The sequence below is a fragment of the Streptomyces sp. NPDC057249 genome, assembly GCF_042669245.1.
In the GTDB taxonomy this organism is placed as follows: Bacteria; Actinomycetota; Actinomycetes; order Streptomycetales; family Streptomycetaceae; genus Streptomyces.
Genome location: NZ_JBHUXS010000017.1, coordinates 113,173 through 125,307 on the forward strand (window position 1 = coordinate 113,173; position 12,135 = coordinate 125,307).

The 12,135-nt window shown below is 73.2% G+C and carries 11 protein-coding genes; 3 read left to right on the forward strand and 8 right to left on the reverse strand.

Annotation, left to right across the window (positions count from 1 at the left end; translation table 11 throughout):
- Positions 1-48 precede the first annotated feature (48 nt).
- On the forward strand, positions 49-966 hold the full coding sequence (locus tag ACFUJY_RS27600) for a chitosanase (RefSeq protein WP_383304701.1): 918 nt from the start codon (positions 49-51) through the stop codon (positions 964-966).
- Between the two features lie 24 nt (positions 967-990).
- Here ACFUJY_RS27600 and ACFUJY_RS27605 read toward each other — a convergent pair whose 3' ends face one another.
- Together ACFUJY_RS27605 and ACFUJY_RS27610 are read right to left on the reverse strand one after the other, a co-directional pair.
- Positions 991-2,574 carry a GMC family oxidoreductase gene (locus ACFUJY_RS27605; RefSeq protein WP_383304614.1) on the reverse strand — a complete coding sequence of 528 codons (1,584 nt, stop codon included), beginning with the start codon at positions 2,572-2,574 and terminating at the stop codon, positions 991-993.
- 97 nt (positions 2,575-2,671) lie between these two features.
- Positions 2,672-2,926, reverse strand: a complete 255-nt coding sequence (locus ACFUJY_RS27610; protein ID WP_018100193.1) for a WhiB family transcriptional regulator — start codon at positions 2,924-2,926, stop codon at positions 2,672-2,674.
- Between the two features lie 149 nt (positions 2,927-3,075).
- On the opposite strand from ACFUJY_RS27610, the gene ACFUJY_RS27615 reads away from it, so the two are divergent.
- Positions 3,076-5,250 (forward strand): DEAD/DEAH box helicase, encoded by a 2,175-nt coding sequence (locus tag ACFUJY_RS27615; protein WP_383304616.1) that lies wholly within the window; start codon positions 3,076-3,078, stop codon positions 5,248-5,250.
- 4 nt (positions 5,251-5,254) lie between these two features.
- On the opposite strand, the gene ACFUJY_RS27620 is transcribed toward ACFUJY_RS27615, so the two are convergent.
- From ACFUJY_RS27620 to ligD, 3 genes are all read right to left on the reverse strand, one after another.
- Positions 5,255-6,205, reverse strand: a complete 951-nt coding sequence (locus tag ACFUJY_RS27620; RefSeq protein ID WP_383304618.1) for a multicopper oxidase domain-containing protein — start codon at positions 6,203-6,205, stop codon at positions 5,255-5,257.
- Positions 6,206-6,351: 146 nt separating this feature from the next.
- Positions 6,352-7,425, reverse strand: a complete 1,074-nt coding sequence (locus ACFUJY_RS27625; protein WP_383304620.1) for an ABC transporter permease — start codon at positions 7,423-7,425, stop codon at positions 6,352-6,354.
- Entirely contained in the window at positions 7,422-8,432 is a 1,011-nt protein-coding gene (ligD, locus tag ACFUJY_RS27630) for a non-homologous end-joining DNA ligase (RefSeq protein ID WP_383304703.1), read from the reverse strand. Before ligD ends, ACFUJY_RS27625 begins: the two co-directional genes overlap by 4 nt.
- Positions 8,433-8,529: 97 nt before the next feature.
- Between ligD and ACFUJY_RS27635 the strand changes: the two genes are divergently transcribed.
- Positions 8,530-9,594, forward strand: coding sequence for an ATP-dependent DNA ligase (locus ACFUJY_RS27635; protein ID WP_383304622.1), 1,065 nt, complete (start codon positions 8,530-8,532; stop codon positions 9,592-9,594).
- A 17-nt stretch (positions 9,595-9,611) separates the two neighbouring features.
- Here the strand turns inward: ACFUJY_RS27635 and ACFUJY_RS27640 are convergent, their stop codons facing one another.
- From ACFUJY_RS27640 to ACFUJY_RS27650, 3 genes are read right to left on the reverse strand one after another with little or no spacing between them, the layout of a single operon-like run.
- Positions 9,612-10,820 carry a lytic transglycosylase domain-containing protein gene (locus ACFUJY_RS27640; protein WP_383304624.1) on the reverse strand — a complete coding sequence of 403 codons (1,209 nt, stop codon included), beginning with the start codon at positions 10,818-10,820 and terminating at the stop codon, positions 9,612-9,614.
- Between the two features lie 17 nt (positions 10,821-10,837).
- Positions 10,838-11,566 (reverse strand): hypothetical protein, encoded by a 729-nt coding sequence (locus ACFUJY_RS27645; protein WP_383304626.1) that lies wholly within the window; start codon positions 11,564-11,566, stop codon positions 10,838-10,840.
- A 33-nt stretch (positions 11,567-11,599) separates the two neighbouring features.
- Positions 11,600-12,130 carry a nuclear transport factor 2 family protein gene (locus tag ACFUJY_RS27650; RefSeq protein ID WP_383304628.1) on the reverse strand — a complete coding sequence of 177 codons (531 nt, stop codon included), beginning with the start codon at positions 12,128-12,130 and terminating at the stop codon, positions 11,600-11,602.
- Positions 12,131-12,135 lie beyond the last annotated feature (5 nt).

Below are 12,135 nucleotides of genomic sequence, written 5' to 3' on the forward strand. Positions count from 1 at the left end.
GTGCCGCCCGGGGGCGGGCGGGGACCGTACGCTGTGCCGGTGAAACCTGTGACCCGCTTCGTTCTCATCGGTGCGCCGCTGGCGATAGCCGTCGCCCTCGTCTTCAACACCGGCGGCGACGACGCCGGGCTGCCCACCGACTCCCCCAGGGCCGCCGAGGCGTCCGCCACCGGGCCGGTGAACCCGGACCCGTTCGCGGGCGCGGACGACGAGGAGCGCGCGGAGATGAACGAGCGGGTCGGCCGGGCGCCGGCCGGGCTCGCCGCGCCGAGGATGCGCGAGATCGCGTGGGAGCTGCTGGCCAGCGCGGAGGGCTCGACGCTGGACTGGCGCACGCAGTACGCGACGATCGAGGACAGCGGCGACGGCACCGGTTACGCGGCCGGTCTCGTCGGGTTCTGCTCCGGTACGCACGACATGCTCGCGTTCGTCGAGGCGTTCACGAAGGACCACCCGGACAATCCGCTCGCCCCGTACCTCCCCGCCCTGCGCGAGGTCGACGGGACCGGGTCGCACGAGGGCCTGGACCCGGGGTTCACCGGCGCGTGGAAGAAGGCGGCCGAGGACCCGGCGTTCCGCAAGGCGCAGGAGGAGGTGCGCGACAAGCAGTACTTCGAGCCGGCGGTGCGCCTGGCGAAGCTGGACGGCCTGGGCACGCTGGGCCAGTTCATCTACTTCGACACCATGGTCCTCCAGGGCCCCGGGCACGAGGCGGATTCCTTCTACGGCATCCGGCAGGCGGCGCTGGCCGAGGCGGACACGGTCGCGGAGGGCGGTGACGAGTCGGTGTACCTGGACCGCTTCCTGGACACCGCGCGGGCCGTGATGAAGGCGAAGAAGAACCAGCAGCACGACACCTCGCGCATCGACACCGCGCAGCGCCTCTTCCTGGAGGACGGGAACCTGGACCTGGAACCGCCGCTGACCTGGAAGATGTACGGAGAGACGTTCCACATCCCGTCGTGACCCGCTCCGGCCCCGCACGGGGCCCTACACCCGGGCGTCCTGTCTGATCAGCTCAGCCGCCTTCTCGGCGATGGCGACGGTGGGGGCGTGGGTGTGGCCCCGGGTGATGCGCGGCATGACCGAGGCGTCGACCACGCGCAGACCCCGGACGCCGCGCACCCGGAGCCGGGGGTCGGTGACCGATCCGGGGTCCTCGCCCATCCGGCAGGTGCCGACGGGGTGGTAGAGGGTTTCCGCCCCGGTCCGGATCGCCTCGGCCAGGCGGTCGTCGTCCGCCTCCCCCGGGTAGTGGCCCATGGGCGTCGAGGTGTGCGGGGCGAGAGCCGGGTGGGCGAAGAGCCGTTCGGCGTGGCGGACGCCGTCCATCATGCGCCGCAGATCGGTGCCGGCGGCGAGGTAGCCGGGGTCGATGCGCAGCGCGGAGCGGGGGTCCGGGTGGTCCGTGTCCAGGGTGATCCGGCCGGTGCTCTCGGGCTGGAGCAGGACCACGCCGATGGTGACCCCGTGTTCGGTGGGCGGGGTGAGCCCGTGGTCGATGAACGGGACGGGCGCGAAGATCAGTTCCAGGTCCGGGGCGGACGGCGCGGAGCCGCTGCGTACGAAGGCGACGGCCTCGGCCAGGTTGGAGCTGAGCGGTCCGCGTCCGGTGAGCAGGTAGCGGGCGATGTTCACCGGGGTGTCGGCGCCCGTCATGGTGACCGGGCGCGGGCAGCGCAGGGTGACCGCGAAGGAGAGGTGGTCCTGGAGGTTGCGGCCGACGTCCGGTGACGCGGCGCGGACCTCGACCCCCGCGCGGCGCAGTTCGCCGGGGTCGCCGATGCCCGAGCGCAGCAGCAGGTGCGGGGAGCCGATCGCCCCGGCGCTGAGGATCACCTCGCGGCGGGCGGTGAGCGTCCCGGAGCCCTCGGTCTCCACGCCGGTGGCCCGGTCGCCGTCGAAGACGAGGGCGCGGACGCGGGTGTGCGTGAGGACGTCCAGATTGGCGCGCCGGGCGGCCGGTTTCAGGTAGCCGTCGGCCGCGCTCCAGCGCCGCCCGCGCCGCTGGTTGACGGGGGTGAGGGCGACCCCGCTGTGGTCGGGCGCGTTCAGTTCGGGCAGGAACGTCAGGCCGTCGTCTCGGCAGGCGGTGACGAAGTCGGCGGTCAGCGGGGACGGGCTCCGGGGCGGCGCGATGTGCAGCGGGCCCTCGGTGCCGTACACCGTGCGCCCGCCGGCCGGGCCGGACCAGCGCTCGGCGCGCCGGAAGTAGGGCACGATCGCGTCGTGGCCCCAGTCCGGCCCGGCGGCCCCGGCCCACGCGTCGTAGTCGTCGCGGTGGCCGCGTACCCACATCATGGCGTTGATCGAGGACGACCCGCCCAGGGTGTGACCGCGCGGCCAGAACAGTTCACGGCCGCCGAGCGCCGGCTGCCTCACCGTGCTGAAGTCCCAGTCGAACGGTGTCCTGAACAACTGCGAGAAGGCGGCCGGGACGCGGATCTCCCGCTTGCCGTCGGGCCCGCCCGACTCGACCAGCGCGACCCGCACGGTGGGGTCCTCGGACAGCCGCGCGGCCAGCACGCAGCCGGCCGAACCCGCTCCGACGACGACGTAGTCGTACTCGCTCAACTCGGCTTCTCCTCCAGGTCGACGCGGGTTCCACCACGGTCACGGAGCCCGTGGACGGAAACGGTGGAGGCCGAAGTCTCGCACGTGCGGAGCCGTTTCAGGCCCGCTCCCGGCCAACTCTGCGCAGCCGCTCCCGCTCCTTCTCGGACAGGCCGCCCCACACGCCGAAGCGCTCGTCGTTGTCGAGGGCGTACTCCAGGCACGCCTGCCGCCCCTCGCAGGCGTTGCAGAGCTGCTTGGCCTCACGGGTGGAGCTGCCCGGGGCCGGGAAGAAGAACTCGGGGCCCGCCTGGGCGCACAGTGCTGTCTCCTGCCAGGAGAAGGCGGGGTCGGTCGCGGTGTTGATCAGCATGACGGCCACAGTGCCCTGCCGCGATAAACGACTGATCAACGCGGCGTCAATGGCGCGTCCGTTCCGTCGGCGTGTCGGCCCCGCATGGGACGATATGAGCCACCGCGTTGCACGGCGGGCGGCAGGTTCACGGAGACAGAGGGACGCACATGACCGAGGGCGGGGCACCGTCCGGGCGGGCCGCTCGGGAGATGCTCGTCCACGCCGACGAGCTGCTGGACGCGGCGCGCGGGGTCCTCGCCGACCACACCCGGGCGGTCACCGCCGTCCGGACGTGCCTGGACCCCCTGCTCGACGCCCTCGTGCGCGACCAACTCGCCGCCATCCCGGTCTCCCGGCTGAAGGACGTCACCGAGGGCAGGCTGCGCCTCGGGGCGATCGAACAGGCGGGTTTCACCACGGTCGGCCGGGTGTACGGGGCCGGCCGCTACGAGCTCCGCCAAGTCCCGGGCGTCGGTGCGCAGACGGCCGACCAGGCCCTGGCCGCGGCGGGCGGGATCGCGCACGCGGTGCGGGACACCGTCGCGGTGCGCATGGACGTGGACGACCGGAACGAGGCCGTGACCGCGCTCCTCGGCGCGCTGTACGGACTGGTGGCGGCAGGCCCGGACGCGCGGCGGGCGGCGGCCGGGGCGCGTGCGCTGGCCGGGCGCCTGGAGCCGCTGCTGGCGGCGGCCGGTCCGGCGCGGGGGCGGCTGCGGATACTGTTCGCCGGACGGCGGTCGCGGGCCGGGGTGCGGGAGGCCGTGGCCGGGGTCCGGGCGGCCGTCGCCGACGCGGTGGAGCGCCGGCTGCCGCAGCTGTTCGCGCAGGTGTCGGCCGATCTGCTGCGGGAGCCGGGGTCCCCCGCCGCCGCCTGGGTCGACTTCGAACTGCGGTCCGCCGAGTATTACAGCCTGCTCGCCGAGCTCTCCGGTTCGGGACCCGACCGGGACGCGGCCGAGGGGTACCTGCCGTCGGACATGGCCGACCGGGTGCGCGGACTGCGGCTGGACGACGCCCGGCTGCGGGTCTCCCTGCGCGGCTACCAGTCGTTCGGTGCCCGGTTCGCACTCGTCCGGAAGCGGGTGATCATCGGCGACGAGATGGGGCTCGGGAAGACCGTCCAGGCGATCGCGGCCCTGGCCCACCTCGCGGCGCACGGGGAGACGCACTTCCTGGTGGTGTGCCCGGCGAGCGTCCTCGTCAACTGGACGCGGGAGGTCCGGGCCAGGTCCACCCTGCCCGCCCTGCCGGTGCACGGGCCCGAGCGGCGGGAGGCGTTCGCGGAGTGGCGGGAGTCCGGCGGGGTCGCGCTGACCACCTTCGACGCGCTGCACGCCCTGCCGGACGCCGGGGAGAGCGGGGTGCGGCCCGGGATGCTCGTGGTGGACGAGGCGCACTACGTGAAGAACCCGGAGACCCGCCGGTCGCGCGCGGTCTCCGGCTGGTCGGAACGCACGGACCGGGTGCTGTTCCTGACCGGGACCCCGATGGAGAACCGGGTGGAGGAGTTCCGCAGCCTCGTCCGCCGGCTCCGGCCCGAGCTGGCCGTCCCGGTCGGCGCCGGCCACGGCGCGGCGGGCTCACGGGCGTTCCGCCGCGCCGTGGCCCCCGTCTATCTGCGGCGCAACCAGGAGGACGTCCTGGCCGAACTGCCCACCGTGGTCCAGGTGGACGAGTGGGAGGAGTTCGGTGAGGACGACCTGCTGGCGTACCGGGAGGCGGTGGCCGCCGGGCACTTCATGCGGATGCGCCGGGCGGCGTACGCCCGGCCGGAGACCTCCGCCAAGCTGAACCGGCTGCGCGAACTGGTCGCGGAGGCGGCGGACAACGGCCTGAAGGCCGTGGTGTTCTCGTACTTCCGCGAGGTCCTGGAAACGGTGCGGGGGGCGCTCGGTGACGGGGTGTACGGCCCGCTGTCGGGGAGCGTGGCGGCGGCCCGGCGCCAGGAGCTGGTCGACGCGTTCACGGCGGCGGACGGTCACGCGGTGCTGCTGAGCCAGATCCAGGCGGGCGGGGTCGGGCTGAACATGCAGGCCGCGTCCGTCGTCATCCTGTGCGAACCCCAGATCAAGCCGACGACGGAGCACCAGGCCGTGGCCCGGGTGCACCGGATGGGCCAGATACGGACGGTGCGGGTTCACCGGCTGCTCGCCACGGACAGCATCGACCAGCGCATGCTGGACATCGTGGCCCGCAAGGAGCGCCTGTTCGACGCGTACGCGCGGCGCAGCGATGTCACCGAGACGACGCCGGACGCGGTGGACGTGTCGGAGGGCGAGCTGGCCCGCCGGATCGTCGAGGAGGAGCAGCGGCGCCTCGGTACACCGGCGGGCGGCTGAACGCCTATCCGTCGTGTCCGGGCACGGTGCCGTCCCGGTCGGCGACGAGGAGCATGCCGCCCATGCCCCGGTCGGCGTGGCTCTGCACATGGCAGTGGTACATCCAGGCGCCGGCGCCCACGTGTTCGCCCGCGATGACCTGGAAGCCGAAGGAGTCCGCCGGGCCGACGATCTTCGTGTCGACCACCCGGCTCGGGTCGTCGGGGCCGGTGAGCATCCCCGTACGGTTGTCCGCCCAGCGGTGACCGTGCATGTGGAAGGTGTGGTAGAGGTCGCCGTGCGTGATCATGACGACTTCGAGCCGGTCCCCGAGTGTGGCCGTGAAGTCCGGGCTCTCACCGGCCGGGGTGTTGTTGATCGACATGCCGTTGAAGACGATCGTGATCGTCTTGTCCGGCAGGACGTCGCCCCGGCGCCGGACGACCAGCGGTCCGTAGAGCCCTTCGCGGATGCCGCCGGTGCCGTGGTCGGAGCCGACGGCGTGGTCGTGGTAGTGCCAGTAGCCCGCGCTGCCGGGCTGCCAGGTGCCGTCGGGGCGCGGGCCGGGGGTGTGGGTGCGCCAGGTGTACGTGCGGGTGGCGCCGGGTGCGACGGTGCTGTGGTTCATCCGGGTGCCGTCGCTGGCGATGTCGTAGTCGACGCCGTGCGCGTGGAGCCCGGCCGGCACGTCCAGGGTGTTGACGAACTCGATGTGCAGGGTGTCGCCCTCGTTGAGCTCGATGAGCGGGCCGGGCACGGTGGCCTCGCCCTTCTCCAGCCCGTAGCCCGTCCGGCCGTCCGGCAGCTTCTCCACGTACATGCGGATGTGCCGCACCACTCCACCGGCGTGGGCCCGGCGGAGCCGTTGGGGCCGGGCGGCGGCGCCGGGGGCCGGCAGGGACAACGATGTCACCCCTGCGGCCGCCGCGATCCCGCCGCCCATCAGCATCCGCCGGCTGAGACTTCTGCGGTCCATGTCGAACTCCCCACTGCTGACGGGTGCTGCCGAGGATGTGGCGACGGACCGTGGCGCGGCCCGGCCATTCGCTTACCCACAGTAAGGACAAGTCCGTCGCCGGGCCGCCAAGCCCGGTGGGCGAGTCGCGGAATACGCCTGCCCGGTCAGGTGACCGTCGCCGCGTGCTGCGGCATGTGCTCGCGCCCGCCGGGGTGCCGGTGGCGCCACACCCAGAAGACGGTGCACGAGACGAGTGCCCAGACCGCCAGCACCAGGTAGGGGAAGACGCGCTGGTGGCCCTGGTAGTAGACGGCGGTGTGCTGGGCGTTCACGGAGGCGCCCGGAGGCAGCCAGCGTCCGATGTGCCCGAGGAGCGAGGGCAGCAGCGGCCAGGAGACGGCACCGCCCGACGACGGATTTCCCAGGAGCACCATGACGCCCCAGGTCGGCAGCATCGCCCAGCGGCCGATCAGGGTGTTGAACATGGTGAAGACCATGCCCGAGGTGAACATCGTGAACGCGAGGATCAGCCAGGACTCGACGAAGGGCAGGTCGACCGCCCCCAGCAGCCAGTCGACCACGGCGGCGATGGCGAAGGCGCCCAGGAGCGAGTAGAGCACCGTGAAGCCGATCCGTTCCACCGGGATCAGGGCCCGGGCGTGCACGCTGAGCTGGATGGCGCCCACGAAGCCGACGATCACCGCGGCGAGCGAGATGTAAAAGAGCGCGAGCCCGCGCGGGTCGCCCTTCTGCAGGGGTTTGACGTCCTGCACGGCCACCGGGATGTCCAGCGCGTCGCCGACCTTCACGGCGGACTCGGCGAGCAGCTGGGCGACGGCCGCCCCGGAGGCCGCGGCCACGTCCAGGGAGACGCCCCGGGGGCCGGACCGCACGATGGCGAAGACCTTCTGCTCCTCCAGGGCCTCGCGCGCGGCGGCCGGCGTCGGATAGACGTGGATGACCAGGGAGGCGTCGAGGGCCTTGTCCATCCCGGCGACGAACTCCCGGCCGCGCGAGGTGTCCGGTTCGCTGACCACGGCGGTGGGAACGTTGTGCGGGGTCGGGTTGGCCATCGCGTAGGTGTAGGAGCCGGCGAAGAGCCCGGCGGCTGCCGAGAGGATGAACAGCAGGACGATCGCCGGGAAGTACGGGGACTCCTTGAATCCCTGCCACTTCTGGCTCCGGGTCAGCGGCCGGCCGTGCGCCCCGTGCTCCGTACCGGCCTGCGGCTCGCTCACGCCTCGTCGCCCTCGTCGCGGCGGGCCCGGCTCGGCTGCACGCGCTTCGGCTCGCCGGGCATCTTCGGGTATTCGGGCGGGTAGGGCAGGTCGCCGGGCCCGCCGTCGCTCGCGTGGCGGTCGGCGAGTTCGAGCAGCGAGTCCAGGCGGAACGCCTCCTGTTCCATGTCCGCGTGCACATCGCCGTGTTCCGCGTACCGCACGGGCATGGTGCGGAGGTCGAAGTCGCGGGGTTCGGCGTCGTCCAGCTCCTCCCAGCGCAGCGGGGCGGAGACCGGGGCGTGCGGGAAGGGCCGTACGGAGTAGGCGGAGGCGATGGTGCGGTCACGGGCGGTCTGGTTGTAGTCGACGAAGATCCGCTCGCCGCGCTCCTCCTTCCACCAGGCGGTGGTCACCCGGTCCGGCATCCGGCTCTCCAGCTCGCGCCCGACCGCGATGGCCGCGCGCCTCACCTCGGTGAACGTCCAGTGCGGCTCGATGGGCACGAAGACGTGGATGCCGCGCCCGCCGGACGTCTTCGGCCAGCCGCGCAGCCCGTGCTCCTCCAGGACGCCGCGCAGCTCATGGGCGGCGCGCACCGCGTCGGCGTAACCGGTGCCGGGCTGCGGGTCCAGGTCGATGCGCAGTTCGTCGGGGTGGTCGGTGTCCCCGCCCCGAACCGGCCAGGGATGGAAGGTCAGGGTGCCGAGGTTGGCGGCCCAGAGGACGGCGGCCACCTCGGTGGGGCACATCTCCCGGGCGGACCGCCCGCTCGGGAAGGCGATCTCGGTGGTCGGAATCCAGTCGGGGAGGTTCTTGGGGGCGCGCTTCTGGTAGAAGAACTCCCCCTCGACGCCGTCCACGAACCGCTGGAGGGTGGTGGGCCGGTCGCGCAGGGCGCGCAGGATGCCGGGGCCGACCGCGAGGAAGTACTCGGCGACGTCCCTCTTCGTGTAGCCCTTCTCCGGGAAGTAGACCTTGTCCGGATGGGACAGCCGGACCGCCCGCCCGGCCGCGTCCAGTTCCACCGCTGTGCCCGCTGCTGCCATGTCGGCCACCGTAGGCCGGGCACACATATGCCGCATATCGGGAGACTCCGGTCGCCGTGCGGTTCACAATCGGTTCATGGACCTGCCGGTGATGCCGCCCCTGAAGCCGATGCTCGCCAAGTCGGTGAAGAAGATCCCGCCGGGCATGCAGTACGAGGCGAAGTGGGACGGCTTCCGGGCGATCGTGCACCGGGACGGGGACGAGGTGGTGATCGGCAGCCGGACCGGCAAGCCGCTCACCCGTTACTTCCCCGAAGTGGCCGCCGCCGTCCGGGAGAATCTGCCGGAGCGCTGTGTGGTGGACGGCGAGATCGTCGTCGCGCACGACGGGCGCCTCGACTTCGACCGGCTCAGCGAGCGCATCCACCCGGCCGAATCCCGGGTACGGCTGCTGGCCGGGCAGACCCCGGCCGCGCTGATCGCCTTCGACCTGCTGGCGCTGGGCGACGAGTCGCTCCTGGACACCCCGCAGGCGGACCGGCGCACGGTCCTGGAGGCGGCGCTCGCCGGGGCGTCGGCGCCGGTGTACCTGGCCCCGTCCACGACCGATCCGGCCCGCGCCGAGGAGTGGTTCGAGCGGTACGAGGGGGCGGGACTGGACGGGGTCGTGGCGAAGCCGCTCGACGCGCCGTACCGGCCGGACGTCCGGGCCATGTACAAGATCAAGCACGAGCGCACCGCCGACTGCGTGGTGGCCGGCTACCGCTTCCACAAGAGCGGCCCGGTCGTCGGCTCGCTGCTGCTCGGCCTGTACGACGGCACCGGCGCGCTCCAGCACGTCGGGGTGTGCGCGGCCTTCCCGATGAAGCGCCGCGCGGAACTCGTCACCGAGCTGGAGCCCCTGCTGACCGACCCCCACGACCACCCGTGGCGCGCCTGGGCCGAGGCCGAGGCGCACGCGGGTGCCCGGCTGCCCGGCGCCCCGAGCCGCTGGTCCGGCAAGAAGGACATGTCCTGGGTGCCGCTGCGGCCGGAGCGGGTCTGCGAGGTGGCGTACGACCACATGGAGGGCGACCGCTTCCGGCACACGGCCCAGTGGCGCCGCTGGCGGCCCGACCGTACGCCGGACAGCTGCACGTACGCCCAGTTGGAGGAGGTCGTGCGCTACGACCTCGCCCAGGTGCTGGCGGGCGGCGGCTGAGCCCTGGGGAGCACCCTTTAGTCCGCCGTGGGCGGCAGGGTGGGGGTGGTGCAGGGTTCGCCGGTCTCCGTGGGGCCGGGTGCGGGCGAGCCGGTGGGGTCGGTGGTGTCGGCCGGGTCGGGCGGGGGTGCGGTCGTGCAGCCCGGGTCCGGCTTCGTCGTGGTCGGGTCGGGGTCGGGGGTGGTGCTCGGGTCCGGGGTGGCGGAGCCGGTGTCCGTGGGGTCGGGCGAGGGACCGGCGGTGTCCGTCGGGTCCGGGTCCGGCGTGGTGCCCGGGTCGGGGTCGTGGCTGCCGGGCGCGGTCGGGCGGGTGCTGGGCGTGGGCTGCGGGCCGACCTCGATGCCGCCGCCGCCGCCGTCGTCGGAACCGGACCCGCCCACCGGGCGCCGGGGGGCGTTGGGGCTGCCGGCACCGGGGCTCCTGGGGATGGGCCCGGTGCCGTCGGTGACCGGGTGGATGCCCTTGCGGTAGAACTCCAGCCAGGACAGCACCGTACGGAGATAGGTCTCCGAGTGGTTGTAGCTGAGGATCGCGCGGTTCATGTCGGAGGGGATCGACAGGTCGCGCGTCCCCGCGCAGAGATAGGCCCCGGCGGCCAGCGCCGCGTCGTACACGTTGTTCGGGTCCCGGCGCCCGTCGCCGTTGCCGTCCCGGCCCCAGTGCGCCCACGTCGAGGGGATGAACTGCATCGGGCCGACCGCGCGGTCGTACGTCGCGTCCCCGTCGTAGGCGCCGCCGTCGGTGTCCGGGATGTTGGCGAAACCGGCGCCGTTGAGGACCGGGCCTAGGATCGGCGAGACGGTCGTGCCCTTCTTGTCGACCCGGCCGCCGGCCGCGTGCCCGGACTCCACCTTGCCGATCGCCGCCAGCAACTGCCAGGGCAGCCGGCAACCGGGGTCGCTGCGCGCCGTCGACGCCTCGGCCCTGCGGTAGGCGGCGAGCACGGTGGCCGGGATGCCCGCCTCGGCCCACGACTGCTTGGCCGCGGGGCTCTGCTTCTCCCCCTTCTTCGGCGGCTCGGGGCTCTTCAGCGGCGGGAGTTCGGTGTGGTACGAGTCGTCGTTGGGGACCTCCGACCAGACGACGTCGTCCGTTTTCTGCCGGTGCTTCGGGGTCTCCTCGTGCGCGACGAGCTGGGGTGCCTGGGACGCCGTGAGCGCGGCCATCGCGGCGACGGCCGCGGCGGTGCCGCCGAGTCCTCGGCGCATGGTGCCGTTGAACCTCATGCGTGCTCTCCTTGGGGTCACCGGGTGAACGTGTCGATCGCGGAGATCCGCCAGCTGCCGCCCTTGCGGACGGCGTCCACGCTGAACATGGCCGCCGCGTACGTGGTCTCCTCGGACTTGCCGGTACGGGTGTTGCGCTGGTCGGCGTAGATCAGCAGCCGGGCCCGGTCGCCGTCGAGCATCTCCACGCCGCTGTCGGTGACGGTCGTGGTGAGGACGAGCTTCTGCTTCGGCGCCTGTGCCCGGACCTCGGCGAGCATGTCCGCGTGCTGCTGGACCGCCTTGCCGGTCAGGTACTTCGTCACCGCCGCCTCGGCCTTGGTGGGTGAGGCGTAGTCGTACGAGAAGACGGCGCCGACGGCCTCGGTGATCTGGCCCTTCACCTCGCTGGTGCGGCTGATGTCGGTCAGGGCCGTGTTCTGCCGGGCGGGGTCGTCGCGCAGGCTCGCCGCCGAGGTGAACGCCCAGGCGGCGATGGCGCCGAGGAGCAGGGTGAGGACGCAGAGGACGGCGGGCAGGCTCGGGCGCGGCCAGCGCCGGGCGGTGGCCTTCGGCGCCTCCGGCTCGCCCTCCTCCTCTTCCTCCTCGTCCTCCGCGACCGCCTCGTCCGGCGCGGTGCCGGGCTTCTCCGGGTCGGGCCCGCGCCCGGTGCGGGGGCGGGGCGGGGCGGCCGTCGCGGCGCGTTCGGCGGCGGCGACGGTGGCCAGGCGGCGCTGACGGTTGACCAGGTGGCGGGTGGTCGACATGTCCGGGTTCCTCTCGGTGCGGGGGCGGGGGTGTCAGCCGGCGGTGTTGCCGACGGGGGCCTGGCCGAGGGCACTGAGCTTCCACCCGTCGGGGGTGCGGGTGAGCTGACCGAGCATCCGGCTCTCCTTCACCGCGGGCTTGCCCTTCGGCGCGGTCACGGTCACCCGCAGCGCCACCATGACCCCCGCCTTCCCGGCCCGGTCGTCCAGCTCGGTGACCGCACCGGCCAGCACCTTCGCGGTGCTGACGGTCTTCGCCTCCTGGATCTGCTTCACGAACCCGTCCCGCCCGTCGACCAGTTGCCGGTGCAGGTCCCCCGTGGTGGAGTCCTCCCAGCTGTCGAGCCCCTTCTCCAGCTGCGCGTGGTCGAGCGTGTTCATGTTCTGCACGGCCTGCTCCCCCGCCGCCAGGACCTCGTCGCGGGTCTGGGCGTACGCGGCCGAGCTGTCGTGCGCCGCCTGGTACCGGGACACCCCGCCCCAGCCGGCGGCGCCGGCCGCCGCGACCGTCAGCACGATCGCCGCCGCGACCAGCGGATTCCTCGTCATCGCTACCCGTGCCATCGCTG